Origin of the sequence: Actinomadura sp. 9N215 (genome assembly GCF_044326345.1) — a bacterium.
GTDB lineage: Bacteria > Actinomycetota > Actinomycetes > Streptosporangiales > Streptosporangiaceae > Spirillospora.
Map to the genome: position 1 here is coordinate 317,583 of NZ_JBIRBA010000004.1, position 25,393 is coordinate 342,975.

21 protein-coding genes and 1 riboswitch are annotated in these 25,393 nt (G+C 70.8%); of the genes, 13 read left to right on the top strand and 8 right to left on the bottom strand.

The genetic code is table 11. The annotated features are described in order from the left end of the window. The first annotated feature begins 55 nt into the window (after nucleotides 1–55). On the top strand, nucleotides 56–619 hold the full coding sequence (locus ACH34T_RS09585; RefSeq protein WP_395991647.1) for a snapalysin family zinc-dependent metalloprotease: 564 nt from the start codon (nucleotides 56–58) through the stop codon (nucleotides 617–619). Between the two features lie 126 nt (nucleotides 620–745). On the opposite strand, the gene ACH34T_RS09590 is transcribed toward ACH34T_RS09585, so the two are convergent. Together ACH34T_RS09590 and ACH34T_RS09595 are read right to left on the bottom strand one after the other, a co-directional pair. Continuing rightward, nucleotides 746–2,197 carry an MFS transporter gene (locus ACH34T_RS09590; protein ID WP_395991648.1) on the bottom strand — a complete coding sequence of 484 codons (1,452 nt, stop codon included), beginning with the start codon at nucleotides 2,195–2,197 and terminating at the stop codon, nucleotides 746–748. Between the two features lie 95 nt (nucleotides 2,198–2,292). After that, a complete protein-coding gene (locus tag ACH34T_RS09595) occupies nucleotides 2,293–2,664 on the bottom strand; it encodes a hypothetical protein (RefSeq protein WP_395991649.1) in 372 nt (123 codons plus the stop codon). A 182-nt stretch (nucleotides 2,665–2,846) separates the two neighbouring features. Here ACH34T_RS09595 and ACH34T_RS09600 point away from each other — a divergent pair, with 182 nt between their 5' ends. The 3 genes from ACH34T_RS09600 (at nucleotide 2,847) to ACH34T_RS09610 (ending at nucleotide 4,862) form a co-directional block, all read left to right on the top strand. Continuing rightward, nucleotides 2,847–3,371 (top strand): hypothetical protein, encoded by a 525-nt coding sequence (locus tag ACH34T_RS09600; RefSeq protein ID WP_395991650.1) that lies wholly within the window; start codon nucleotides 2,847–2,849, stop codon nucleotides 3,369–3,371. A gap of 127 nt (nucleotides 3,372–3,498) precedes the next feature. Further along, nucleotides 3,499–4,038, top strand: a complete 540-nt coding sequence (locus ACH34T_RS09605; protein WP_395991651.1) for a TetR/AcrR family transcriptional regulator — start codon at nucleotides 3,499–3,501, stop codon at nucleotides 4,036–4,038. After that, nucleotides 4,035–4,862, top strand: coding sequence for an NAD(P)H-binding protein (locus ACH34T_RS09610; protein WP_395991652.1), 828 nt, complete (start codon nucleotides 4,035–4,037; stop codon nucleotides 4,860–4,862). The genes ACH34T_RS09605 and ACH34T_RS09610 overlap by 4 nt, the downstream gene beginning before the upstream one ends. Before the next feature lie 20 nt (nucleotides 4,863–4,882). On the opposite strand, the gene ACH34T_RS09615 is transcribed toward ACH34T_RS09610, so the two are convergent. The 5 genes from ACH34T_RS09615 to ACH34T_RS09635 form a co-directional block, all read right to left on the bottom strand. Further along, nucleotides 4,883–5,854 carry a suppressor of fused domain protein gene (locus ACH34T_RS09615; RefSeq protein ID WP_395991653.1) on the bottom strand — a complete coding sequence of 324 codons (972 nt, stop codon included), beginning with the start codon at nucleotides 5,852–5,854 and terminating at the stop codon, nucleotides 4,883–4,885. 120 nt (nucleotides 5,855–5,974) lie between these two features. After that, nucleotides 5,975–9,574 (bottom strand): methionine synthase, encoded by a 3,600-nt coding sequence (metH, locus tag ACH34T_RS09620; RefSeq protein ID WP_395991654.1) that lies wholly within the window; start codon nucleotides 9,572–9,574, stop codon nucleotides 5,975–5,977. Nucleotides 9,575–9,594: 20 nt separating this feature from the next. Then, a riboswitch (S-adenosyl-L-homocysteine riboswitch) is annotated at nucleotides 9,595–9,675 on the bottom strand. Between the two features lie 122 nt (nucleotides 9,676–9,797). Continuing rightward, nucleotides 9,798–10,184: a DUF6221 family protein gene (locus ACH34T_RS09625; protein ID WP_395991655.1), complete on the bottom strand. Its 387-nt coding sequence runs from the start codon at nucleotides 10,182–10,184 to the stop codon at nucleotides 9,798–9,800. Between the two features lie 32 nt (nucleotides 10,185–10,216). Next, the gene (locus ACH34T_RS09630) at nucleotides 10,217–12,277 is read right to left on the bottom strand and encodes a UvrD-helicase domain-containing protein (RefSeq protein WP_395991656.1); all 2,061 of its coding nucleotides are present in this window, start codon (nucleotides 12,275–12,277) and stop codon (nucleotides 10,217–10,219) included. A gap of 122 nt (nucleotides 12,278–12,399) precedes the next feature. Further along, on the bottom strand, nucleotides 12,400–13,635 hold the full coding sequence (locus tag ACH34T_RS09635; protein WP_395991657.1) for a glycosyltransferase: 1,236 nt from the start codon (nucleotides 13,633–13,635) through the stop codon (nucleotides 12,400–12,402). A 121-nt stretch (nucleotides 13,636–13,756) separates the two neighbouring features. Between ACH34T_RS09635 and ACH34T_RS09640 the strand changes: the two genes are divergently transcribed. From ACH34T_RS09640 to ACH34T_RS09670, 7 genes are all read left to right on the top strand, one after another. After that, the gene (locus ACH34T_RS09640) at nucleotides 13,757–15,193 is read left to right on the top strand and encodes an N-6 DNA methylase (protein ID WP_395991658.1); all 1,437 of its coding nucleotides are present in this window, start codon (nucleotides 13,757–13,759) and stop codon (nucleotides 15,191–15,193) included. Continuing rightward, nucleotides 15,186–16,244, top strand: coding sequence for a restriction endonuclease subunit S (locus tag ACH34T_RS09645; protein WP_395991659.1), 1,059 nt, complete (start codon nucleotides 15,186–15,188; stop codon nucleotides 16,242–16,244). The genes ACH34T_RS09640 and ACH34T_RS09645 overlap by 8 nt, the downstream gene beginning before the upstream one ends. A 333-nt stretch (nucleotides 16,245–16,577) precedes the next feature. Next, a complete protein-coding gene (locus tag ACH34T_RS09650) occupies nucleotides 16,578–17,096 on the top strand; it encodes an ATP-binding protein (RefSeq protein ID WP_165969268.1) in 519 nt (172 codons plus the stop codon). Beyond that, entirely contained in the window at nucleotides 17,093–17,542 is a 450-nt protein-coding gene (locus ACH34T_RS09655; RefSeq protein WP_395991660.1) for an SAM-dependent methyltransferase, read from the top strand. Before ACH34T_RS09650 ends, ACH34T_RS09655 begins: the two co-directional genes overlap by 4 nt. Nucleotides 17,543–17,662: 120 nt before the next feature. Continuing rightward, a complete protein-coding gene (locus ACH34T_RS09660; RefSeq protein ID WP_395991661.1) occupies nucleotides 17,663–18,709 on the top strand; it encodes a hypothetical protein in 1,047 nt (348 codons plus the stop codon). 26 nt (nucleotides 18,710–18,735) lie between these two features. After that, nucleotides 18,736–19,497, top strand: coding sequence for a class I SAM-dependent methyltransferase (locus ACH34T_RS09665; RefSeq protein WP_395991662.1), 762 nt, complete (start codon nucleotides 18,736–18,738; stop codon nucleotides 19,495–19,497). Nucleotides 19,498–19,594: 97 nt separating this feature from the next. Further along, nucleotides 19,595–20,182 (top strand): hypothetical protein, encoded by a 588-nt coding sequence (locus ACH34T_RS09670; RefSeq protein WP_395991663.1) that lies wholly within the window; start codon nucleotides 19,595–19,597, stop codon nucleotides 20,180–20,182. 41 nt (nucleotides 20,183–20,223) lie between these two features. Here the strand turns inward: ACH34T_RS09670 and ACH34T_RS09675 are convergent, their stop codons facing one another. Beyond that, on the bottom strand, nucleotides 20,224–21,048 hold the full coding sequence (locus ACH34T_RS09675) for an exodeoxyribonuclease III (protein WP_395991664.1): 825 nt from the start codon (nucleotides 21,046–21,048) through the stop codon (nucleotides 20,224–20,226). A gap of 394 nt (nucleotides 21,049–21,442) precedes the next feature. Here ACH34T_RS09675 and ACH34T_RS09680 point away from each other — a divergent pair, with 394 nt between their 5' ends. Together ACH34T_RS09680 and ACH34T_RS09685 are read left to right on the top strand one after the other, a co-directional pair. Further along, nucleotides 21,443–22,606, top strand: coding sequence for an FKBP-type peptidyl-prolyl cis-trans isomerase (locus tag ACH34T_RS09680; protein WP_395991665.1), 1,164 nt, complete (start codon nucleotides 21,443–21,445; stop codon nucleotides 22,604–22,606). Between the two features lie 221 nt (nucleotides 22,607–22,827). Continuing rightward, nucleotides 22,828–25,365: a transglycosylase domain-containing protein gene (locus ACH34T_RS09685; RefSeq protein ID WP_395991666.1), complete on the top strand. Its 2,538-nt coding sequence runs from the start codon at nucleotides 22,828–22,830 to the stop codon at nucleotides 25,363–25,365. The last annotated feature ends 28 nt before the right edge of the window (nucleotides 25,366–25,393 follow it).

Genomic DNA, 25,393 nt, shown 5'->3' on the forward strand with positions numbered 1-25,393 from the left:
GGAGCGCGGTGCCCGGCGGGGGGCGCCTCATCCGCTCCCACACTGTGAGGTATCCATGGTCGCAAGCAAGTTCCTGAGGGTCTGCGCCGCGCTGCTGCTCGGCCTCGCCTTCCTCGTCGGCACCGGCGTGCCGGCTTCGGCGGCGCCCGAGGCGCCGCAGTCCAACGTCCGTACGGTCCGGTACGACACCAGCCAGGCCGCCGAGTTCAAGGAGGCGTGGGACGAGGGCGCGAAGATCTGGAACGAGCGCGTCAAGAACGTCCAGTTCGTCGCGGGCACGCCCGCCGACGTCCGCATCCTCGCCGACAACGGCTGGCCCCGCGCCCAGGTGACGAGCCTCGGCCGCGGCACCGTCTGGATGGGCCGCCAGGCCACCAACGAGGGTCACTACGTGATCCGGATCGCGTCCCACGAGCTGGGTCACATCCTTGGCCTGCCGGACCGGCGCACCGGTCTGTGCACGGACCTGATGTCCGGCGCCAGCGCCGGCACGTCCTGCAAGAACCCCAACCCCAACGCGGCGGAGATCGCCGAGGTCGAGCGCAACTTCCAGTTCGGCCGCATGGGCGTCAAGCCCGGCGCCGTCCTGAGCGAGGCGCCGGCCCTGGCCCGCCACTGAGCGCCTTTCTCCCCGGCCGATCCGCGCAGGTCATGCCGTCGCGGACGGGCCGGATGAAAAGGGCTCACTGATCCCCGCCGCCCCTCGACGCGACCTGAGGGCGTCCGTTCCTTCCGGCAGGCGCCCTCAGGTTCGCTTTTGTGAACGGGTTTCCAGAAGAGTTTCCGGCAGGGCCCCCGGACGGGGTGCCGGGCGAGGCAGGAACGCGACGAGCGCCGTTCCGACGGCCGTGATGACGGCGGCGACCACGAATGCCGTCGAGTATCCGTCCACCAGGTCGGCGCCTGAGCGGGCCGCGGCCGTGCCGAGCACCGTCAGGCCGATGGCGCCGCCGATGGTCCGGGACGTGTTGACGACGCCCGCCACCGCCCCCGACTCCGACGACGGAGCACCCGCCGTGGACGCCTCCACCAGGGGCGTCATCAGCAGCCCGAACCCGAGCGCCATGGTCGCGCCGGGGCCGAGGATCGAGCCGAGGAACGTCCCGTCGGCGTCCAGCACCACGCTCTGCCACGCGAAGCCCACCGCCGCCAGCAGCCCGCCCACACCGGCGAGGAGCCGCGCGTCCATCCGGGCCATGAGCGTCGGCGCGAGCCTGGAGCCGATGATGATGCCCGCCGTGTGCGGCAGGAACGACAGCCCGGTACGCACCGCGCTGTAGTGCAGGACGTTCTGCATGTAGAGCGACAGGAAGTACCAGAGCGCGAAGCCCGCCATCGTCCCGACGAGCGTGGCGAGGTTCCCGACCGCCACACTCCGCAGCCGGAACAGCCCCAACCGCACGAGCGGCTGCACGGTCCGCGCCTCGACCCCGACGAACGCCGCCAGCAGCGCGAGCCCCGCCACCAGCGGGTACAGCGCCGTCCACCCGTGCTTCTCGGTCTCGCCGATGCCGAACGCCAGCAGCCCCACGCCCGCCGTGACGAGCACCGCGCCGGGCAGGTCGAGGCGCTGCCGCCCGCCCGCGAGGCGCTCCGCGCGCAGCCACCGGACGGCGACGAACCCCACGACCACGCCGACCGGAACGTTGATCAGGAACACCCAGCGCCAGCTCAGATAGTCGGTGAGCAGCCCGCCGACCAGCCCGCCCGTCGCGCCGCCCGCCGTGCCGACGGCCGTCCACATCGCGATCGCCCGGGTCCGGGCGGGCCCGTCCGGGAACGTCGCGGTGATCAGCGACAGCGTGACCGGCGCGAGGATCGCGGCGCCGAGCCCCTGCACGGCGCGGGCGGCGATGAGCATGCCGGCGTCCTGCGCGAACCCGCCCGCGAGGCTCGCCACGGTGAACAGCCCGAGCCCCGCGACGAAGACGCGCTTGCGCCCGAACAGGTCGGCGGCCCGCCCGCCGAGCAGCAGGAACCCGGCGAACGTCAGCGAGTACGCGTTGACGACCCATTGCAGGCCGGTCGCGCCGAGGCCGAGCCCGGCGCGCATGTCGGGCAGCGCGACGTTGACGACGGAAATGTCCAGGACGACGAGGAACTGCCCGATGGACGCGGCGAGCAGCGCCGCCCACCCGGGCGTCGACGAACGTTCCGCTGATCTGCCGGCGACATCGGGCTCATGGGTCGTGGTCATGCCCTAAAGGCTGCCCCTGCTCCACTCCCGCCCGCTTCGGCCACCGGACCCAGACCGCCACGTCCAATCGACCTAGGACCCCGCCCACACCACACTCAGCACAACCGCTCGAACGCGGCATAGGCCGCGGCCCCGTACACCAGGTGCGGCACCACGTCCGACACCCAGCCCTCCGCGGACCACTCCCGCGGATCCGTCACGCCCAGCACGGTCATCGGAACGTTCGCCCCGGCCATCGCCAGCGCCCCGAGCGCGACCACCCCGACCGGCCACGGCACCCGCCGCCGCGCGAGCGGCGCGTAGCAGAGCGCCGCCCCGACCCCCGCACCGAACCCGAGCAGCGCCCCCAGCGCCTCCTGACGATTCTCCGCCTTCTCCCCTTCACCGAGGTCGACGTGCACATCGTCCGCCAGCCTCTCCAGAGTCTCCTGCGGCGTACTACTGGCCCCCCGCCCCCGCACCGCCATATCGAGATAGGTAACGGCATTGAGCGCACTGGTCCCCGCGGCTCCAGCGATAACCGCATTGATAAAGGTCCGCATACCACCCCGCTACCCAGAGACGCCGACATCACGTCCGTCGCGCCGACCCGATCACTCCGGCGTCTCCGGAACGTACAATCCGGAAATCGCATCCACAGGAGATCACGTTGTTCCTGTATTCATGGGCCGACCCGCGTCCAAAGGCCACCACCGTCCTCAAGGTCGCGCCCGGAGAGAACGCCGCGTACTGGGACGAGTGTCTGGCAGGCGGATACATCTGCATCGGCTGGGAAGACGTCGGCGATCTGACCGAGTTCGGCTCGAAGGAGGAGTTCCGGGTCGCGTTCGAGGAGGCGTACTACGCCACGTACAGGGGCAACAAGAGCAAGATCTCGGCGAAGGCGAATGAGCTTTGGCGGCTCTACCAGCTCGAACCGGGTGATTTGGTGGTGGCCAACAAGGGCACCAAGGAAGTCCTCGCTGTCGGCACGGTGGCTGAGGACGGCTACAGATGGCGTGACGAACGCACGGTGTTCCAGCACACCGTCGCGGTCATGTGGGACACCGGCTACGCGCAGATCCTCCCCGAACCGCAGAAGTCCTGGGGCACGGTCACCGTCGCCAAGGTCTCGTCCGCGTTGTGGACTTCCCTCCAAGCCGGGCGATCTCACCCTCCTCCGGGCATGGCATGACGAGGCTACGAAGGTCGTTTGCTTATCAGGATACGTATGGTGATACGGTATAGCCATGAGCGTTGTGGGAAGCAGACGCGCTCGTCGTGCCGGTGGCGCTCGACGGGCGGCGGTCGTGGATCAGGTGGTGTCCGTACTGTCCGAGCGCGGCTTCGCCGGTACCCGGTTCTCTGATGTCTCCGCGGCCTCGGGGGTCGCGGTCAGCACGTTGCAGGGCTACTTCGGGTCCCGGGAGGACATGCTGATCGAAGCGCTCCAGACGGCGACTCGCGGCGAGGTCGAGGCTTTGCAGCGGATCGCGGCGGGATTCGACGACCCGTGGCGGCAACTCGTGGCGTTGGTCGATCGTGGCCTGTCGACGAGTGTGGAGACGTGGCGGACGCTGATGGAGTTCTGGACGGCGGCCGCCCACGATTCCGAGCTGCGCGACCATTCCGCGTCCCTGGCCGAGCTGTACCGCCGGCCCTTCGCGGAGGCCGTGAATCGGGGTGTGGACTCAGGCGTCTTCACGCCGCGATTCGAGGTGACCGCGATCGTGGACGTGGTCGTGGGCACGATGGACGGCCTGCTGTATCCCGTCGTGCTGGATCACCGCGCGTCCTCCGAGGCCGACTATCGCGACGTGGTTCTCGCCCAGCTCGCCTTCGCGCTCGGGGCGGACGCATGACCGTGCTGGTGACCGCGGCAAGCGGGAAGGTCGGCCGCGAGGTCGTCGCGCAACTCGAGGCCAGGGACGTGGACGTGCGCCCCGCCACGCGGCGGAGCACGATCCCTCTGGACTGGACCGACGCCACGAGCTGGCCGAACGCGTTGGACGGTGTCGACCGGATCTTCCTGGTGGTGCCGGGTGGAGACGACGGCCATCGGTCGGTCACCGGCCTGGGCCCACGGGTCTGCGAGTTCCTCGACCTCGCCGCGTCGACCGGCGTATCCCGGGTGGTGCTGATGACCGCTCTGGGCATGGACTTCGCCCCGCCCGAGGTCGAACAGCGCGCCGTCGAAATTCATCTTCAGGCCGGCGGGCCGGCCTGGACGATCCTGCGGCCGAACTGGTTCTTCCAGAACCTCCGCCACGGGCCCCTGCAGGTACTCGCGGAAGCCGGCGACGGAGTGCTTAGGCTGCCGGCGGGCGATGCGGCGGTGAGTTTCATCGACACCCGCGACATCGCCGCGGTCGCGGTCGAAGCCTTGCTCGGCACGGGCAAGGGTGAAGAGTACGCGCTGACCGGCCCGGCGAGCCTGACATTCACCGAGGTCGCCCAGGCCTGTCGCGACTCACGCCTCCCACTCCACGCCTACGAGCCCGTGTCGGATGCTCGTTTCCGTCAGAACGCGGCAGAGCTGGGATGGCACCCGGACTACGTGGACAGCCTCTCCGGCCTGTTCCGCAGCATCGCTGCCGGCCACGCGTCGGCCATCACCGACGACATCGCACAGGTGACGGGTCGCCGACCCCGCGCACTCACCGACTTCGTCCGGGAGATCGGTTGATCCTGCCCGAAGACTGCGGGTTAGGGGACCACTTCTATGGTCAGGGCGTCGATGGTGTAGGTGCCGGGGGTGGGGCGCACTGTTTCGGCCACGGCGGTGCAGACGGCGTTCGGGACGGTGATCTCCAGGGCCTCGTCGGTCTCGTGGTGGGCGAAGACCTGGCCGGGGACGAGGACGACCGGTGTGCCGGGGCCGCGCAGGATGAGCGGGTTGCCGTGCGGGACGCGGGCCGGGAGGACGCGGGTGAGCTGCGGGACATGCTGCGCGCCGATCTCCAGGGTGACGCCGTCGGACGTGTCCGCGTCCAGCTGGTGGAAGAAGAGGAAGCCGGTGCCGGACCCGTCCCGCCGGGAGCCCTCGCTGACCGTCCGGGCGACGGCGGGGACGTCGGCCAGGGAGGAGCGGTCCAGGTCGGTGACGAGGACGGGCAGGTGCGGGGCGAGGGCCTCGATCAGGCCGTCGACGTTCCATGACTGGGCCGCGTGGAGTTCGTCCGTGGTGATGCCGACGAACTGGAGGAACGCGACCTCGCCGAGGGGCGTGTCCGCGCGGCCGAGCTCCGGGTCGAGGACGAGGGCGCCCGCCTTGACCAGGGAGCCGGGACGGTCGGGGTCGAGGGGGTTCGGGAACTCGATGTAGTGGCCCGGCTTGAAGTCGTTGCCGCTCTTGGCCACGTACGACGCGAGGTTCTCCAGGTGGGCCATGGCCCAGTTCGGCGGGGCGGGCTCGTCCGGGAGGCGGGGCACGCGGAGCGTGAACTCGTAGCCGCGCTCCTCGTACGGGGCGGTCAGCGCGTAGCCGATGAGGTGCCAGTGCGGGACGGGCTCGTCGCGCGGGTAGATCGCGATGGTGTTGGTGACGAACTGGCCCATCGGGATGGGGCCGCCCATCGGGCGGTAGGGCATCGGCGCGTCCCATTCGAGGCGGTCGGCGTCCCCGTACCGCGCCTTCAACGCCCCGTCGATCGCTTCCCACCCGTGGACGTTCAGCATCACAGCCCCCTCGTCGATGACCCTGCCCCTTACCGACGCAGCGAACGCGATCAATGTTCGACCCGAAAAAACACGATCTGGGGGGCCGTATCCCGGCCACCCAGAAATGTGCTGATCCGGTCAGGACGGGTCGTAGGCGAGGTTGGGGGCCAGCCAGCGCTCGACCTCCGGGACGGGGAGGCCGCAGCGGACGGCGTAGTCGTCGACCTGGTCCTTGCCCACGCGCCCGACCGTGAAGTAGCGGGACGAGGGGTGGGCGAAGATGAGGCCGCTGACGCTGGCGGCGGGGGTCATCGCGTACGACTCGGTGAGCTTCATGCCGAGGCGGCCCGCGTCCAGCAGGTCGAACAGGGTCTGCTTCAGGCTGTGGTCGGGGCTCGCCGGGTAGCCGAGCGCGGGGCGGATGCCGCGGAAGCGCTCGGCGTGCAGGTCTTCCAGGGCGGGGTCGGCGCCGGGCTCGAACCAGGCGCGGCGGGCCTCCAGGTGGACGTACTCGGCGAACGCCTCGGCCATCCGGTCGGCGAGGGCCTTGACCATGATGGCCTTGTAGTCGTCGTTGTCCTCCTCGTACTTGGCGGCGAGGTCCTCGGCGCCGAGGATCGTCACGGCGAAGCCGCCCAGGTGGTCGCCGGACGGGGCGATGTAGTCGGCGAGGCAGCGGTTCGGGCGGCCCGCCGGCTTGGCGGTCTGCTGGCGGAGCATCGGGAAGCGGGCCTGCGGCAGGACGATGTCGTCGCCGTCGGAGTGCGCGGGCCAGAACCCGTAGGCGCCGTGGGCCTCGAACGCCTCGTCCGCGACGATCTGGTCGAGGAGCTCGTTGCCCTCGTCGAACAGCTCGCGGGCGACGGGTTGGTCGAGGATCGCCGGGTACTTGCCCTTCAGCTCCCAGGCGAGGAAGAAGAACTGCCAGTCGATCATCTCGCGGACGGCGGTCAGGTCCGGCTGGACGACGCGCACGCCCGTGAAGTCGGGGGTCGGAAGGTCGTCGAAGGCGACCTTCTCCGGGTTCGCGCGCGCCTTCCCGATGGTGAGGAGCGGGGTGCGTTGCTTGTTCTCGTGCAGCTCGCGGAGCCTGGCCTGCTCGGCGCGGTTGGCGGCGTCGAGCGTCTCGGCGCGGCCCTCGTCGAGGAGGTCGGACACGACGCCGACGACGCGGGACGCGTCCAGGACGTGCACGGTCGTCGCGTCGTAGGCGGGCGCGATCTTCACGGCGGTGTGCTGCCTGGACGTCGTCGCGCCGCCGATCAGCAGCGGCAGCCGCAGCCCGCGGCGCTCCATCTCGGACGCGACGGACACCATCTCGTCCAGCGACGGCGTGATCAGGCCGGACAGGCCGACGGCGTCGGCGCCCTCCGCGACGGCCGTGTCGAGGATCTTGGCGGCGGGGACCATGACGCCGAGGTCGACGACGTCGTAGTTGTTGCAGCCGAGCACGACGCCGACGATGTTCTTGCCGATGTCGTGCACGTCGCCCTTGACCGTCGCGAGGACGATCTTGCCCTGGCCGCGGTCGGACGTGATCCGCCCGGCGCGCAGCGCCTCCTGCTTCTCCCGCTCCATGAACGGCTCCAGGTAGGCGACCGAGCGCTTCATCACGCGGGCGCTCTTGACCACCTGCGGCAGGAACATCTTGCCGGACCCGAACAGGTCGCCGACGACCTTCATGCCGTCCATCAGCGGGCCCTCGATGACGTCGAGGGGGCGGGCGGCCTGCGCGCGGGCCTCCTCGGTGTCGTCCTCGATGAAGTCGATGATGCCGTGGACGAGGGCGTGCGAGAGGCGCTGCGCGACGGGCGCGTCCCGCCAGGACAGGTCGACCTCCCGCTTCGTGCCCTTGCCCTTGACGTTCTCGGCGAACGAGACGAGCCGGTCGGTCGCGTCGGGACGGCGGTCGAACAGCACGTCCTCGACGAGTTCGAGCAGGTCGGCGGGGATGTCCTCGTAGACGGCGAGTTGCCCGGCGTTGACGATGCCCATGTCGAGCCCGGCGCGGACGGCGTGGAGCAGGAACGCCGAGTGCATCGCCTCGCGGACGACATCGTTGCCGCGGAACGAGAACGACAGGTTGGAGATGCCGCCGCTGGTGCGGGCGCCGGGGCAGCGCTCCTTGATCAGGGGCAGCGCGTCGATGAACGCCTTCGCGTAGCCGTTGTGCTCGGAGATGCCGGTCGCGACGGCGAGGACGTTCGGGTCGAAGATGATGTCCTCGGCGGGGAACCCGGCCTTCTGGGTGAGGAGGTCGTAGGCACGGCCGCAGATCGCAACCTTGCGCTCGGTGGTGTCGGCCTGGCCCGTCTCGTCGAACGCCATGACGACGACTCCGGCGCCGAAGTCGCGGACGCGGCTGGCCTGCTCCAGGAACGGGCCCTCGCCCTCCTTCAGGCTGATCGAGTTGACGACGCCCTTGCCCTGGACGGTCTTCAGCCCCGCCTCCAGCACGCTCCACCGCGAGCTGTCCACCATGATCGGGATGCGGGCGACCTCGGGCTCGGTCGCGATCAGGTTCAGGAACGTCGTCATCTCCCGCTCGCTGTCGAGCAGGTCGGCGTCCATGTTGACGTCGAGGAGGTTCGCGCCGCCGCGGACCTGTTCGAGCGCCACGTCCACCGCGGCCTGGTGGTCGCCCGCCTCGATCAGCTTCCGGAACCGCTTGGAGCCGGTGACGTTGGTGCGCTCGCCGATCATGACGAAGCCGGTGTCCGGGCCGATCTCGAACGGTTCCAGGCCGCTGAAGCGGGCCGCGCGGCCGGGCCTGGCGAGTTCGCGGGGCGCCTTCTCCCGGACGGCCTGGGCGACGCGGGCGATGTGGTCCGGGGTCGTCCCGCAGCAGCCGCCGACCGCGTTGACCAGGCCGGACGCGGCGAACTCGCCGAGCTTGGCCCCGGTCTCGTCGGGCGTCTGGTCGTAGCCGCCGAACGCGTTCGGCAGGCCCGCGTTCGGATAGCTCGCGGTGTAGGTCCCGGCGATGCGGGCCAGTTCCTCGACGTGGGGACGCATCTCGTCGGCGCCGAGCGAGCAGTTCAGGCCGACGACGAGCGGCTCGGCGTGCTCGACGGACCGCCAGAATGCCTCGACGGTCTGGCCGGAGAGCGTCCGCCTGGACACGTCCACGAACAGCGAGATCCACAGCGGCAGGTGCGGGGCGACCTCGCGGGCGGCGGCGATCGCGGCCTTCGCGTTCAGCGTGTCGAAGATCGTCTCGATGAGGAGGAGGTCGGCGCCGCCCTCGGCGAGCCCGCCGATCTGCTCGGCGTAGGCGTCCTTGACCTGGTCGAACGTGACGGCGCGGAAGGCCGGGTCGTCGACGTCGGGCGAGATGGAGAGGGTGACGTTCAGGGGGCCGACGGAACCGGCGACGAGGCGGCCGCCCGCCTCGTCGGCGGCCTGGCGGGCCAGCCGCGCGCCCTGCACGTTCATGTCGTGGACGAGGCCCTCAAGGCCGTAGTCGGCCTGGCCGATGCTCGTCGCGGTGAACGTGTTGGTGGTGGTGATGTCGGCGCCGGCGTCGAGGTACTGCCGGTGGACGTCCAGGATCACGTCGGGACGGGTCAGGTTCAGCACGTCGGGATCGCCGGTGACGTCCTTCGGATGGTCGCCGCCGATGAGGTCGCCGCGGTAGTCGCCAGGGGTGAGGCCCGCGCCCTGGAGCATCGTGCCCCACGCGCCGTCGAGAACGGCGATCCGCTGGTCCAGAAGTTCGCGAAGCTTGTTCTCGGTCATTTCCAAGCACCTCCCAGTTCACGTGGGAGGCGCCCTTGTCGATCCGGTGAGATGGAGCCGAGCGTGGCGGGCCGTTGCCCGTTGCAGCGCCTCTCGGCTCCCCATCGAGGTTACAGGCACCGGGTCCGTTGTGTCAGGCGCGCCCCACATTGATCATCGTCGTCGCCGGGACGCGCCGCCTCAAGGCCGCCTCAAGGCCGCCTCAAGGCCGCCATTCCTGACCTCAAGGGCGCCATTCCTCGCGGTAGGCCGGGTGCGCGGCATAAGGGAGGGCGAGCAGGCGGAGGACGGACTCGCGGACGGCGTGGGCCGCGTCCAGTTCGGGGGTGCCGTGGCCCTGGCCGAGAAGCCAGGTCCCCTTCTCGTGGTCGTCGATGATCTGTCGCGCGGCGGCCACCTCGCGCAGCGTCCTGGACGGGTCGTGGCGGGCGATGTGCTCGGCGTACGCGCCGTTCTCCGCCGTCGCCACGAAGGCGGGCCCGCCGTCCTGGTCCGCGGCGTCGGTGTTGATCGTTCCGGACGGTTCGGCCTTCCAGGGTGCGCCCGCGCACGCCTGGGCGATCTGCTCGTCCCTGGCCAGCCGGTCGCGGAGGAACTCCACCAAGTCCATGGGGCCATCCTGCCCGGCGGGAGGCCGGGGTGTCAGCGAGGGCCCGCGACCGAGCCGAGCCAGAGCAGGTCGCGGGCCCGGGTCATCGCGACGAACAGCTGGCGCCGCGCCAGCTCCGCGCGCTCCCGACCGGCCGGATCACCCGCCTCGCCCGGCTCGCCCTGGCCGTTCGGGGTGGCCGCGGCGGCGTCGGCGTCATGGTGCGGGAGGAAAACCTGCTTGAACTCAAGGCCCTTGGCACGGCGGTAGGTGCCGAGCTTGACGGCCTCGACGGGACGCCCGTCGTAGCGCTCCAGCCGCAGGACGGGGATCCCGGCGCGGCTCAGGCAGCGGTGGTAGTGGTCGATGTCGCGGCGCGACCGGCACAGGACCGCCGCGCCTGCCAGCGAGGACGTCCCGTCCGGGGCGGTCAGGTCGTTGATCGCGGCGATGAGGCGGCGGTCGTGGTCCGCGGCGTCGGCGGCGTCCTCGCGGAGGACCCGGCCGTCGTGGTAGGTCGCGTCGACCGTGCGGCGGCCGTTCGGGCTCGGCCCGTCCAGGTCGTCGAACGGGTCGCCGGAGACCAGCTCCAGCGCGGCCTCCAGGATCGTCGCGGCGTTGCGGTAGTTCGTGCGCAGCACGGCCCCGCGGCCCTTGACCCGGATTCCGGCGTCGGCGAGCCTGAACCCGCCCGGGTACACCGCCTGCTGGCCGTCGCCGATGAGCAGCAGGCCGTTGGGGCCGTCCCCGACCAGGGCGTGCAGAAGCCTGACGCCGGTGAGCGTGAGGTCCTGGACCTCGTCGACGATCACCGCCGCGTAGGGCGGCTCGACCGGACGCTCGGCCAGTTCCGCGAGCGCCGCCAGCAGGACGTCGTTGAAGTCGCAGACGCCGCGTTCGGCGAGGAGCAGCTCGTACTCCTCGTACAGCAGCCAGACGGCCTCGCGGTGCGCGGTCCGCAGGGCGGTGCGGCGGCCCGGCCGCGCGACCGTGCGGTACTCCTCCAGCGAGGTCAGGCCGCGGCCCTTGATCACGTAGTTGATCTCGTCCCGCCAGTAGCCGGGCGTGGCCTCGATCTCCGGGAGGACGCTGTCGCGGCCCGCGCTCACCCAGGCGCGGGAGAAGGCGTCGTCCGCGCGGCTCCCGACCAGGTTGAGGTGGACGCCGCGGCCGTCCAGGAACGTCCTGGCCCAGGTGTGGAGGCTGGTGAACTCGACGCGCCCGGCGAACGCGCCCGCCATCGTCCCGAACAGGCGGCACTGCACCCGCGGCAGGTTGTTGGCGAACGTGACGTACAGGATGCGGCCGGTCGTGCGTCCGGCCAGGTGCGCGGCCCGGTGCAGGCCGACGACGGTCTTGCCGGTGCCTGCGGGCCCGCTGACGCGCGCCGGCCCGCTCCAGTCGCGCCGGACGATCGACACCTGGTCCGGGTGCAGGAACGTCATCCACCGCTCGATGGGCGCCTGGAGCATCGACTCCGCCGCGACGCGCTCCACTTCCTCGGCGTCGAACAACGCGTCGTCCCCCGCCGCCGGGCCTGGGGACGCGGACGCGGCGGACGCGGCGGGCTCGTCGAGGGACGTCGTGTCGTATTCGGGGAAGCGGTCCGCCAGATGCCCGGACATCGCGCGGACCATCGCCGGTCTGAGCAGGTCCTGCTCCCCGAACAGGGCGGGGACGGCGTCGTCGCGGCCCAGCAGGCGGACGCGTCCGGCCCGCGTGTCGAGCCGGTGCCCGGCGAAGATCATCAGAGGCCGCACCGCGACCGGCGACATGCCCAGCTCGGCCGCGTGCTCCTCGACCGTCCGGGTGAGGTTAAGGAGCTTGGCGACCTCGCCGTCGCGGGGCTCCGCGCCGGACAGCAGCCGGCCGCCGCCGACGCCCGGCGGGTCGCGCCACCGCTTGACGTCGATGACGAACACGCCCGGCGGCCCGATGAGGATCATGTCGACGTTCGCGGCCGGGGTCCCGGGCCACCTCCGGTCGACGAGCAGCTGCCAGCCGGTGGCGGTGAGGGCCATCAGCGTGGCGGCCACCTGCCGCTCGGCCTCCCCCGCGGCCTCCCAGCGGCCCGCCTGCCGGTGCGCCTCCCGGGAGAGGCGCTGCAACCTCATCGCCTCCTCGCGAATGCGGCGCGCCCGTTCCCCCGCCGATCCGCCGGCCGCCATCGCCCACCCCTGTCAAAAAGGTACGGACTACTACAGATAGCACCAATAATTGCCGCGCGAGAACCCTTTCACGGGGCCGTCCTGCCCTTCCAGGCGCCGCCTTTGCCCGCGTAGTGCCTGCGGGCCGAATCGACGGTCATGGCCGCGTACATGAGGGCCACGAGGGGCAGGGCCGGGGCGCGCAGCGGCGACAGGCGGTAGAAGCGGAGCATGGGCGTGTAGGTGGCGGTCGTGATCGTCCAGGCGAGGAGGCCCGCGGCGGCGGGGAGCGCGGCGGCGTCCGCGCCGAGGGCGAGGCCGGTCAGGCCCGCGACGGCCGCGGCGGGCGGGACCGCGTACATCAGGACGAGGGTCAGGACGGTGCCCGCCAGCAGGACCGGCGAGTAGCGGAGCTGGTGGTAGGCGCTGCGGGCGACCATCGTCCACAGGTCGGCGAGGCGCGGGTAGGGGCGGCGGCTGACGACGTCGCGGCTCAGGTCGAGGCGGCAGCGGCCGCCGGCGCGCTTGAGCAGGCGTCCGAGCGCCACGTCGTCGATCAGCGCGCCCCTGATCTCCGTGAGCCCGCCCGCGCGCGCGAGGGCGGCACGGCGGACGAGCATGCAGCCGCCCGCCGCGGCGGCGGTGCGCGACCCGTCGCGGGCGACGCGGCGGAACGGGTACAGCTGCGCGAAGAAGTACACGAAGGCGGGGACGATCACGCGTTCCCAGCCGGTGCGGGTGCTGAGCGTCGCCATCCGCGACACGAGGTCGCGCCCGCCGGACGTGGCGGCGCGGACGAGGTCCGTCACGGTTCCGGGCGCGTAGGCGATGTCGGCGTCGGTGAACAGGAGGAACTCGGGCCCGCCCGCCGCCCGGACGCCCTCCGACATCGCCCAGACCTTGCCCGCCCAGCCTTCGGGACGGTCCCTCGCGCGCACGACGCGGAAACCCGCCGGGCCGCCGCGGACGCCCTCCGCGGACTCGGCGGACTCCCCGGAGAGCTGGCTTACGGGCTCGGCGGCGAGGCGGCGCACGGTCTCGGCGGCGAGGCGGTCGGCGGTCTCGGCGGTGCCGTCGGTGCTTCCGTCGTCGACCAGGAGGACGCTGAAATCGCCTGGATAGCGCTGTGCCAGCAGGGTCGGCAGGGTCTCCGGGAGGACGGCGGCCTCGTCGCGGGCGGGGATCACGGCCACGACGTCCGGCCATTCGGGCGGGTCCGCGCCCGAGGAAAGGCGCGGGCCGGTCTTCCAGAAACCGCCGTGGCCGAATGCCAGGTACAGCCATCCCGCCAGCGCGGCCAGTGCCAGAACGCCCACGACCACCACGCACGGCAGCCTCGCACCGTAACGGGCGGCCGTCCAACAGGCGCGGCCGGCCAACAGGCGCGTCCAGGGAAATGCCGCGCGGCGGGCGTGGGCGGTGGGCTCGACGCGGGAGAATCGGCTTATGAGACCTGACCCGGACCTCAAGGAGATTCTCTGGAAGGCGGCCGACAAGCTGCGCGGGTCCGTCGACGCGGCCCATTACAGGGACTTCGTACTCGGGCTGGTGTTCCTGAAGTATGTGTCCGACTCGTCCGGCGAGGGTCCTTTCCGGGTACCGGCCGGGGCCCGTTGGGAGGAGGTCGCCGCGCAGGCGCGGCCGGAGACGATCGGTGCGGCGGTCGACGCGGCCATGGACGCGGTCATGCACGCCAATCCCCCGCTCGCCGGTGTCCTTCCGAAGCTTTTCGGACGGGACGAAGTCGACCAGCGCCGCCTCGGCGAACTGGTCGGGCTGATAGGCGACGTACGGTTCGACGGACACGGCGGGCCTGGCGGGCCTGGCGGCAAATCCGCCCGTGATGTGCTCGGCGAGGTCTACGAATACTTTCTGGAAAGGTTCGCGCGCGCCGAGGGAAAGCGCGGCGGCGAGTTCTACACGCCGCCCAGCGTGGTGAAGGTACTGGTCGAGATCCTCGAACCGTTCAAAGGACGCGTGTACGACCCGTGCTGCGGCTCGGGCGGCATGTTCGTGCAGGCGGAGAAGTTCGTCCTCAGCCATCGGGGACGGCTGGACGACATCGCCGTCTACGGGCAGGAGGCGAACGAGCGGACGTGGCGGCTGGCGAAGATGAACCTGGCCGTCCACGGGATCGCCGGCGACCTTTCCGGCCGGTGGTCCGACACCTTCTACGAGGACGCGCATCCGGAGCTGCACGCCGACTACGTGCTGGCCAATCCGCCGTTCAACATGTCGGACTGGTACCGCGACACCGGCGACCCGCGCTGGCGATTCGGCGTCCCGCCCGCGGGGAACGCCAATTTCGCTTGGATTCAGCACATCGTCGCCAAGCTGGGCCCGCAGGGCGCCGCGGGCGTGGTGATGGCGAACGGGTCGATGTCGTCACGGCAGTCGGCCGAGCACGGCATCCGCGCGGCGATGGTGGAGGCCGACCTGGTCTCGTGCGTCATCGCATTGCCTGGGCAGCTCTTCCGGAGCACGCCCATCCCGGCATGCCTCTGGTTCTTCGACAAGAGCAAGACAATGCGAAATCAGGTGCTGTTCATCGACGCACGCGCCATGGGCACGTTGATCGATCGCACCGAACGCGTCCTCACCAGCGCCGATATCGGCAGGATAGCCGGTGCCCACCATTCCTGGCGGGACGGCGCACACTCCGATGTCCCCGGGTTCTGCTACGCCGCCGGCCTGGACGAGATCCGTTCCCATGACCACGTTCTCACCCCGGGACGCTATGTCGGCGCCGCGACGGCCGCCGCGGGCGACGAGCCCATTGCTGACAAGGTCGAGCGCCTCACCAAGGAACTGTTCACGCAGTTCGAGGAGTCGGCGCGGCTCGACCAGGTCGTCCGCACGGAACTGGGGCGCCTGGATGAGTGACGAGCAGATACGCCTGGGCGAAATCGTCGCCTTCTCGAATGGCAGGTCACAGGCGTCGGGCAAGCGAGCCGGCAAGGGACCGGCCTACCGCACCTACGGCGCCAACGGCGTCATAGGCGCGTCCGAACTTTTCAACGCCGGCGCCCACGCCACCATTATCGGACGCGTCGGATCGTACTGCGGCGCCGTCCATTACAGCCCGGACCGCTGCTGGGTCACCGACAACGCCATCATCGCCACGCCGAAGGACGGCGTGAACCCGCGCTACGTCTACTACCTCCTCAAAAGGCTCGACCTGAACCGGTACCGCATCGGATCGGGCCAGCCGCTGCTCACCCAGGGCATTCTGAGCCGTCTCGCCGTCGCCCGGACGACCCGCGCGGAACAGGATTCGGCGGCGTCCGTCCTCGCCGCCCTCGACGAGAAGATCGCCGTGAACCGCCGCATCGCGGCGCTGGCGGACGAACTCGTCCGCGCACGCTTCGAGGAGCTGGCCGCCGCGTCGGCGACCACGATCCGGATAGAGCGCCTCGGCTCGCTGGTGCGGTCGAACATTCAGGCCGCGCGGATGCACCGGGACGAGAACTACATCGCCCTCGAACACATGCCGAAACGCCACATGTGGCTCACTTCTTGGACGGATTCGTCCGCCGTGATCAGCGCGAAGAGACGATTCGCGCCCGGCGATGTGCTGTTCGGCAAGCTCCGCCCCTATTTCCACAAGGTCGGCCTGGCCTTCGTCGACGGCGTCGCCTCGACCGACATTCTCGTCGTCCGTCCGAAACAGGACGCCTATCGCGGCTGGCTCCTCGCGGCGCTGTCGAGCGACGGGGTCGTGGCCCACGCGTCCGCGGTCGGCGAGGGCACCCGAATGCCGCGCGCCAAATGGCCGGACCTCGCCGTCCACGAGGTGCCATGGCCGGACGACGCCCGCGCCCGCGTATTCAACGATTTCGTAAAACCCCTGGCCAGCCGAGTAGAGGCCGCCGCGGCCGAGAACATGACCTTGGCCCGCCTCCGCGACACCCTCCTTCAGCGGCTCATTCCATAACGGCCCTCGGTGATCACTGAACGCCGCCTGAAAAACCCGCCCGGCAGGCGAGGTCCGCCCGCCGCCAGTGTGGCGGATCTTGGACGGATGGTAAGGATCCCCAGCGTGCGGCAAGTCTCTTGCATGCGCGCAAGAGTCGGTGACTGGCAGGTGCGCGGTGCGTAAGAGTGTGTGTTGTTCCACTCCCCACGTCCACTGAGCACTTTTCAACCCGGCAGGTCCGCACAGGCCACGGCTCCCGCGAACGGGCCGGCTGGAAATGCTCACTTCGACCAGGCCGAAGAACACATGTTCGCATACAGCCCGACACGGAGACGTGAAGCCAACGCCGCCATGAACGCATCTGACGCGTGGTCCGGAACGCCCGTACTCGTCCCGGCGCCCGCACCGTCGCTGGAACTCGGAATCCCGTCCGCCTGGAACAACGGCAAGTCCTGCGGGCGGCTCATCGGCGAGATCGACCTTGCCGCGACCCCGGCCGCCGTGCGGCTCGCGAGATCCTATGTCAGGGAACTCGTCGGGCAGCACTTCGGCGCCGACCGGTCCGAGCTCGGCGACCTCGAACTGCTCACCAGCGAGGCCATGACCAACTCGGTGCTGCACGCGCGGCCCCGCCCGGACGGGACGATCACGCTGTCCGTCATGCACCTCGACCGGTACGTCCGCGTCGAGGTCACCGACGGCGGCGCCGCGCCCGGGCAGCCGCGCGCGCCGAAGGAGCCCTTGCCAGTACACGGGCGGGGGCTCCTCCTGATGAAGGCGCTCGCCACCGACTTCGGCACCCATCGGAGCAAGAACGGGGCGACGTTCTGGTTCGGGGTGGGCGTCCGGGAAGGATGGCGACTGCCGTGACGCAGGGGCCGGCGCCGAGCCTGACCCGACGGTCAGAACTCGACCCGCGGGAGGACGAGGCGGACGCCCGCGGGCCGCTGCTCACCGCGCCGGCCCCCGGCGTCGCTCCTCGGCACGACCATTTCCTCGGCGGCGCGGGCGACCGCGCCGCCGGCCGGGAACTCGGCGACCGGGCACCGCTCAGGTGCCCGGTCGCGGGCCGGACCTTCCAGGCGAACAGGGGCTTCCTGGACCATGCCGCCGCGCCGCTCCCCCGGGCCACCGGGCCGCGGCAGTTCCCGGACCTTGGTGGCGGGCTCCCCGCGCCCGTCAACCTCGGCCACACCACGCTCGACGTAGGCCGAACCACGCCCACCCTCGGCCACGCCACGCTCGACCTCAGCCGCACCACGCTCAACCTCAGCCGCACCGTGCTGGACCTCGGCGACGCCGTGCGGACGGGGTGACCGCCCGCCATGCTCGCCGTCGTCGATGACAGAACGAACACAACCGCCGTCACCTCGCACGCCGCGCCCCGCGCTTCGGTACGATCGAACCGCCAACAAGTGCCACATCTAGGGCGAGCGATGACCGCGGACGGCGAGCCGAAGTCACTCTCCGAGATCACCAAGGACATGGGCCTCAACATGTCCGACGTCGCGGCCTTCTCCGGGCTCGACGAAAGCACGGTCTTCCGGCTGTGGGACAACGTCGAATGGCTCGACCGGGTCAGCGGGCGGTCCCTGCAGAGCCTGATGTCGTCCATCCCGGGAATCGCCGAGTACTCGATGTCGCACGCCGTCCACAAAAGGCGCGACATCCTCATCGGCGACCTGCACGACGTCGGTCTCTCCGTCGACCTCGCCGCGCTGGAGAACGCGCCCGTCCCGCAGCAGAATCTGCTGAACGCGCTTGAGGCGGCGCTGTGCATCGTCCGGGGCGAGCCGACGCAGAAGACGTCGTCGTTCATCGCCCGTTTCTGGGGCAGCGAGCCTGACCGCGCCCTTGAACTGGTCTACTCCGACGAGCCGGGCCGGGGCATCCTGCAAGATCCGAAAATCCTCCGCGACTCCTCGGTCGACCTGGCTCCCCGGCTGCACCGCAAGGCCTACTCGTTCCATTCGATCCTGGCGCACAACGTCATCGCGCACCAGGCCAGCAAGGTGACCGACGCGCTGGGCGCCGATCTCGGCTTCAACGACCCCGCCCGGCAGACCGCGTGGACGACGCGCGGCGTCGTCATGGGCATCCTGATCAACACCGACGACGTCGAGCTCGCGGAGCGGTACCGCAGAGAGCTGGAGACGACGCCCGTGTACGCGGCACTGGAGGAATGGGCGTTCCCGACCTACGCCCGTGACAGCCGCCTGAGCAGCGATTTCACCCTTCCGAGCTCCCTATCACTGCGCAATACGGCGACCGAGGTGTTACGCGAGATCGCCGTGTACAACGACGCCTACTTCTACTACCTGGTGTCGACGTACATTCCGCTCGCGCTGAAACGCGACCCCGCGTTCGGCGGCAAGATCGTCGAGCTGATCCAGGCCGTGGAACTCCGCGGGGTCGATTGCCGGGACAGAAGGATCAGACAGACGTGCAACGCGCTGGTTCGGCAGCTCAAGGGCATCGTCTGAACCAGCTTCTGGAGAATGGGGAGCCGGTGGAGGACACGGCGCAGGCCATTGCCAATCTGACGCAGGAACGATGGGAGGCCAACGCGGAGTACTGGGTCAAGGTCATCAGGGAGCGCCGCGACCGGTACCGGACGGAACTGACCGACGCCGCCGTCCTCGACGCCATCGGCCCCTGCGCGGGGCTGCGCGTCCTCGACGCGGGCTGCGGCGAGGGCTATCTCTCCCGCACGCTGGCCGCCGCGGGCGCGGACGTCGACGGCATCGACGCCTGCCAGAGCCTGGTCGACGCGGCGGCCTCGCACCCCTCGCCGGACGGCGCGGCGCGGTTCGCCTACGCCAGCGTCGACGACCTGCCCTTCGAGGACGGCACGTTCGACCTGGTGGTCTGCAACCACCTGTTCAGCCACCTGCCGGACCCGACCGACGCGCTCCGCGAGATCGGCCGGGTCCTGAAGAGCGGCGGGCGGCTGATCCTGCTGACCCTGCACCCCTGCTTCTACGTGGAGCACGCCGAGCGGGGCGCGGCGGCCAGCATCCCGGCGGCGCAGTACTTCGCGTCCCGCGGCATCGACCAGCGGTTCCTGGTGGACGGGCTCGAATCCCCATCGATGGTCACATCATGGCTCCGGCCGCTGGAGTTCTACGCTGGAACGCTCCGAGACGCCGGATTCGTCATCGCGGACCTCCGCGAACCGCACCCCACGGAAGAGCAGATGCGCGACGACCCGTGGTGGAGCAGAGGCTTCCCGACGGCGATGTTCCTCCTCCTCATCGCGGAGCTCCGCTAGCCGCGGGACCGCGAGCGGGCAGGCGGGAGCGGGCAGGCGGGAGCGCCGCCCGGCAGCGTGAGCGCGAGGCGGGAGGGCCGGGCGTAGAGTCGGCCGCATGGAGGACGTGCCACCGGACCTGGCCGGGCACCCGGACAGGCTCCGGTGGAACGCCAAATACGGGGACGCTCCGGCCCTCTCGCCCGTCCATCCGCTGGCGGAGCGGGCGCTGGCGCTCGACCTGCCGGACGGCGGCGTGCTCGACCTGGCGTCCGGGCCGTCCGGCGGCGCCCTGCTCGCCGCCGGGACCGGCCGGTCCGTCACGGCCGTGGACATCTCCGACCTCGCGCTCGGACGCCTCGCCGCCGAGGCCGGGCGCCGCGGGCTCGGCTCGCTGATCACGCTCGTCCAGGCTGATCTGGGCCTGTGGCGTCCGGATCCGCCGGGGTACGCGCTCGTGCTGTGCACCGGCTTCTGGGACCGCGCCGTGTTCGAGCGCGCGGCGCGGGCCGTCCTGGACGGCGGCGCGCTGGCCTGGGAGGCGTTCTCCGAGGACGCGCGCCGCGACCGCCCGGGCCTGCCCGCCGAATGGTGCCTGCGCGCCGGAGAGCCCGCCTCGCTGCTCCCCCGCGGCTTCACCGTCCTCCAGCAGGCCGACGTCCCGGCGACCGGCAAACGCCGCCTCCTCACCCGCCACGCGACCTAGCCGCCTCCACGCCCGCCGCCCACCCCCGCCCGCCGCGCGGCCTAGTCGAGGTCCACGACGACGGGAGCGTGGTCGGACGGCCCCTTCCCCTTGCGTGCCTCCCGGTCGACATACGCGGAGCGGACGCGTCCGGCCACGGCCTCGCTCGCATAGAACAGGTCGATGCGCATCCCCATGTTCTTGTGGAACATCCCGGCCCGGTAATCCCAGTAGGTATAGGGGTGCGGGCCCTTCATCGGGGTCGGGACCACGTCGTGGAGGCCCAGCGCCCGGAGCTCGGCGAGCGCCTGGCGCTCCGACGGGGTGACGTGCGTGGAGCCGACGAACACGGCCGGGTCCCAGACGTCGTCGTCCGTGGGGGCCACGTTGTAGTCGCCGCACGCCACCAGCTGCGTCCCCGCGGCCAGCTCGGCGGCCAAGGCTTCGCGGAGCGCCGCGAACCATTCGAGCTTGTAGGCGTAGTGGGCCGAGTCGGGTGTGCGGCCGTTCGGCGCGTACAGGGACCAGACCCGTACGCCGCCGCACGTGGCGCCCACCGCGCGGGCCTCCGGCGCCCGCTGCAGGACGGGCTCGGTCAGCGTGATCTGCGCGTCGTCGACCTCGCCCTCGTACGCCGGCTCGCCGGGGAAGCTGTTGGAGACGTCCTCGATCCCGACCCTGGACAGGATGGCGACACCGTTCCACCGTCCGTCGCCGTGCGCCGCGGTGGCGTACCCGAGTTCCTCGACCTCGGCGGCCGGGAACTGGTCCGCGCGGCACTTGGTCTCCTGGAGGCAGACGACGTCCGGCCCGGTCTCCGCCAGCCAGCCGAGCAGGCGCGGCAGGCGGGCCTTGACGGAGTTGACGTTCCACGTCGCGAGGCGCATCCTCCAAGCCTGCCACCCCGCGGCGGCGCACGGGTGTGAGCGTCGCGGCGGGCGGGGTATCCTTGCGGCTCCCCCGCCTCTCGGCGCACGGCCCCACGGGGGCCGGGTGACCGGTAGATTGCGAGTCGGCCCCGTCCCTGTTACGCGGCGCCCGTTCAGGCCGCGTGAACGGTACATTGCGGGTTGGCCCCGTCCCAGTCGCACGGCGCCACGCAAGGCCGCGTGACCGATAGGTTGCGGGTTGCCCGTCCCTGTTGCCGGGGGCCACACAGGCCCGCGTGACCGGTACATTGCGGGTCGGCCTTCTTTGCGCGGTTTTCACGCTGTGCTTAGACCGACCCTGGAAGGGTGGTCACTTCCGTGATGTCGTCGAACCCGGAGCAAGTGAGGAATCATGTCCGAGGATGACAAGCCCGGGGGCAAGCCGGCGATCAAGGCGAAGGCGAAGATCCCGAACGCCAAGAACATCCGCAGCCCGGAGTTCACCCCGCACGGCATCAGCGCCGGGCGCGGCAGCGGTCTCAACCGGCCGTCCGCGCCGTCCGCGCTGACCGCCAAGCAGGCGCGCAAGCGGCGGACCCTGATGATCGCGGGCCTGGTCGCCGTCGCGCTGGCGATCGCGGGCGGCATCGGATACTGGATCAGCCGGCCCGGGCCGGAGATCGAGGTGACCGGGAAGTTCGCGGCCGAGCCCAAGGTCAAGATCCCCACCGACCTCGCTCCCGAGGGCAAGCGCAAGGCGACCGCCTCGATCAAGGGCACCGGTCCCAAGATCGCCAGCGGCGACACGCTGTTCGTCCAGTACTCCTTCTACCAGTGGTCCAAGGACAAGGACGAAGAGGACAGCTCGAAGAAGAGCACGAGCAAGCAGCTCGGCTCGTCCTACAAGCAGGAGGCGCAGGGCCAGCCCACGCGCCCGCTGGTCGTCGGCAAGAGCGGCATCAAGGGCTTCGACCAGGGCATGGTCGGCCAGACCGCCGGGAGCCGGGTCGTCCTGCAGATCCCGCCGTCGCAGGGCTTCGGCAAGGACGGTCAGCAGCTCGGGCTCGGCGAGAAGGACTGGGTGGTGTTCATCGTGGACGTCCAGGCGGTCGTCCCCAAGAACGCCGCCCCGCAGGGAACGAAGAAGGAACTCGCCGACAAGAAGCTCCCGAAGGTCGAGGACCAGGGCCCCGGCAAGGCGCCCAAGGTGACGATGCCCAAGGGCGAGGACGCGCCCGACAAGCTCCAGGTCAAGACCCTCGTCGAGGGGACGGGCCCGGCGCTCGCCAAGGGCGACGAGGCGGTCGTCAACTACCAGGGCAAGATCTGGAAGACCGGCCAGGAGTTCGACACCAGCTGGGGCGCCGAGGGCGCGCCGGCCAAGTTCGCGGTCGGCACCGGCGCCACCGTCCCGGGCTTCGACAAGGGCCTCACCGGCGCGAAGATCGGCAGCCGCCTGCTGCTGATCCTGCCGCCGAAGGAGGGCTACGGCTCGAAGGGCAGCCCGCCGAAGATCAAGGGCGACGACACCCTGGTGTTCGTCATCGACGTCCTCGCCAAGATCCAGAAGAAGTGAGGCGCGCACGGCCCCGGCCGTGCCACCTGAGAGGGGCGGAGACCCGCACGGGTCCCGCCCCTCGGCGTTTCCGGAGAAAGTCCGCGGCGCCGCATCCGCCACGACAACCGGAGCGGCGCATTGCCCGTCCTCCTATTGGGAACCACGGGACTGTGCATTGGGCGGCCCATCCCACTGATCCCCTCAGGTATCGTCGGTAACGCATTAATCACGGGGGGCTTGTGAGCAACGGCAGAAAGGGTCCGGAGGGCGAGGAGCGCACCGGGCCGGGCGAAGCGGACCGGCCTGACGCCGAGGTCGGGCCGCCGGTCGGCGGGGACGGTCCAACGACCGCCACGCTGACCGTGCACACCGGAGAATCCGCCCAAGACACGGAATTCGTCTACGAGGACGACATATCTCAGAACGGTGACAAGAGCGACGACGACGCCGTCCCGCCCGGGGACGAGACCGAATCCTCCGGCGCCGATATCACCGGCGACGCCGAAAACACAGCGGCGCCCCGCGCGAACGGAACGGCGGAGGCCGGGGGTGTCGGGGAGTCCGCGAGCGGAGATACCAAGACCATGCCTGCCGCCACGTCCAAGCAAGGAGGGCCGCCAGGGCGCGGGCCCGGCCCCGGACGCGGCGGCGGGAAGGGGCCGCGCAAGCCCCGGAGCCGCCGGTCGCGCTACCTGCGGCGGGCGCTGTTCGTCCTGCTCGGGTTCATCGGGTTCTTCATCGCCGCGTTCGCCGTCGCCTACCTGTTCACGCCCGTGCCGTCGCCGCAGGAGCAGGCGATCGCGCAGGGCCCGACGTTCTACTACTCCGACGGCAAGACGCAGATCGCGAAGACCGGCGTCAACCGGGACGCGGTCAAGCTCGACCGCATCCCGAAGAGCACCCGCGACGCGGTGATCGCGGCGGAGAACCGCAGCTTCTACGGCGACCCGGGCGTGTCCGTGTCGGGCACGGCGCGGGCGTTCTGGTCGACGGTGTCCGGGCAGCAGCTGCAGGGCGGGTCGACGATCACGCAGCAGATGGTCCGCAACTACTACGGCGGGATCGGCAAGGAGGTGTCGGTCACCCGCAAGCTCAAAGAGGTCATGGTGTCGCTGAAGGTCGGCCGGGAGAAGTCCAAGGACTGGATCCTGGAGCAGTACCTCAACACCATCTACTTCGGCCGCGACGCCTACGGGGTGCAGGCCGCCGCCAAGGCCTACTACGGCAAGGACGTCTCGGAGCTGACCGCCGCCGAGGGCGCCTACCTCGCCGCCGCGATCCAGCAGCCCAGCCGCTTCGCCGACCCGTCCGGCGCGAACCGCGTCCACGCCGAGCAGCGCTGGCGGTCCGTCCTCGACAACATGGTGCGGGACGGGGCGCTGAACCCCGCCGAGGCGGCGTCGATGAAGTTCCCGGCGCCGCGGAAGGCGCACATCACCGACGTCCTCAAGGGCCAGAAGGGCTACATGGTCAACGTGGCCAAGAAGGAGCTCACCGAGCGCCGCGGCTACAGCGAGGACGAGATCAACCGCAGCGGCCTGAAGATCACCACGACCTTCGACAGGCGGCTGATGGACGCGCTGAAGCGGTCCGTGAACCAGAGCACCCCGGACGGGATGAACAAGAAGATCCGCACGGGCGCCGTGTCCATCGACCCGGCCACCGGGCAGGTCCTCGCGTTCTACGGCGGCCGTGGGTACCTGGAGGAGGCGCTGAGCAGCACGTTCGGCGACTGGGCGCAGGCCGGGTCCGGGTTCAAGCCGATCGCGCTGGCCGCCGCGCTGGAGGACGGCAAGTCCCTCAACTCCACCTACGACGGGAGCTCCCCGCAGTACTTCAGCGGGTCGTCCATCGAGAACGACAGCGGCGAGAGCTTCGGGACGGTGAACCTCGTCACCGCCACCCAGCACTCCGTCAACACCGCCTACGTGAACCTCGGCAAGGACATCGGCAACAAGAAGATCGTCGAGATGGCCGAGAAGATGGGCATCCCGGCCTCGCAGATGAAGCCGGCGCAGCGGAGCGCCGCCACGCTCCCGCTCGGCATCGTGTCGTTGCATCCCGTCCAGCAGGCGGGCGTGTACGCGACGTTCGCGTCCGAGGGCGTGCACCGGGAGCCGTTCGTGGTGAAGTCCGTCACCGACAACGACGACCACAAGCGCACGTTCACCGAGAAGGGCGAGCGGGCGCTCAGCCAGCAGAACGCGCGGGACGCGACGTACGCGATGCAGCAGGTCGTCCGCGGCGGGACCGGGACGGGCGCGCAGTTGCCCGACGGCCGCGACGTCGCCGGCAAGACCGGCACGACCGACGAGGGCCGCGCGATCTGGTTCAACGGCTTCATCCCGCAGATGGCGACGTCGGTGGCGATGTTCCGCAGCGACGGCAAACCGCTGAACATCCCCGGGTACGGCGCGTACGGCGGGCAGCTGCCCGCGCAGATCTGGCGGACGTACATGAGCGACGCCGTGAACATCAAGGGCTTCGAGCCGGAGTCGTTCGGGTCGCCGTCGTCCAGGCCGGGCGGCGGCTGGACCAGGCCGCCGGACGGGGTCGGGCCGTCGACGGAGCCGCCGGACACGGGCGGGGAGTCCGAGCCGCCGCCGTCCACCGACGAGCCGGACCTGCCGACGCCGCCGACCGACCTGCCGACCATCCTCCCGCCCGACGACGGCGGCGGGGGCGGTGACGACGGCGGCGGAGGCGACGACGGCGGTGGCGGGGATCCCGGCGGCGGAGGCGGAGGCGGCGGAGGCCGCCCAGGCGCCATCGGCTGACCCCCGACCCGCGAGGTCGACGCCTGCT

Bases quoted from the DNA above. Each gene is read 5' to 3' on its own strand.
- ACH34T_RS09585 (WP_395991647.1), top strand. From the start codon at position 56: ATGGTCGCAAGCAAGTTCCTGAGGGTCTGCGCCGCGCTGCTGCTCGGC.
- ACH34T_RS09590 (WP_395991648.1), bottom strand. From the start codon at position 2,197: ATGACCACGACCCATGAGCCCGATGTCGCCGGCAGATCAGCGGAACGT.
- ACH34T_RS09595 (WP_395991649.1), bottom strand. From the start codon at position 2,664: ATGGCGGTGCGGGGGCGGGGGGCCAGTAGTACGCCGCAGGAGACTCTG.
- ACH34T_RS09610 (WP_395991652.1), top strand. From the start codon at position 4,035: ATGACCGTGCTGGTGACCGCGGCAAGCGGGAAGGTCGGCCGCGAGGTC.
- ACH34T_RS09615 (WP_395991653.1), bottom strand. From the start codon at position 5,854: ATGCTGAACGTCCACGGGTGGGAAGCGATCGACGGGGCGTTGAAGGCG.
- metH (WP_395991654.1), bottom strand. From the start codon at position 9,574: ATGACCGAGAACAAGCTTCGCGAACTTCTGGACCAGCGGATCGCCGTT.
- ACH34T_RS09625 (WP_395991655.1), bottom strand. From the start codon at position 10,184: ATGGACTTGGTGGAGTTCCTCCGCGACCGGCTGGCCAGGGACGAGCAG.
- ACH34T_RS09630 (WP_395991656.1), bottom strand. From the start codon at position 12,277: ATGAGGTTGCAGCGCCTCTCCCGGGAGGCGCACCGGCAGGCGGGCCGC.
- ACH34T_RS09640 (WP_395991658.1), top strand. From the start codon at position 13,757: ATGAGACCTGACCCGGACCTCAAGGAGATTCTCTGGAAGGCGGCCGAC.
- ACH34T_RS09645 (WP_395991659.1), top strand. From the start codon at position 15,186: ATGAGTGACGAGCAGATACGCCTGGGCGAAATCGTCGCCTTCTCGAAT.
- ACH34T_RS09650 (WP_165969268.1), top strand. From the start codon at position 16,578: ATGAACGCATCTGACGCGTGGTCCGGAACGCCCGTACTCGTCCCGGCG.
- ACH34T_RS09660 (WP_395991661.1), top strand. From the start codon at position 17,663: ATGACCGCGGACGGCGAGCCGAAGTCACTCTCCGAGATCACCAAGGAC.
- ACH34T_RS09670 (WP_395991663.1), top strand. From the start codon at position 19,595: ATGGAGGACGTGCCACCGGACCTGGCCGGGCACCCGGACAGGCTCCGG.
- ACH34T_RS09675 (WP_395991664.1), bottom strand. From the start codon at position 21,048: ATGCGCCTCGCGACGTGGAACGTCAACTCCGTCAAGGCCCGCCTGCCG.
- ACH34T_RS09680 (WP_395991665.1), top strand. From the start codon at position 21,443: ATGTCCGAGGATGACAAGCCCGGGGGCAAGCCGGCGATCAAGGCGAAG.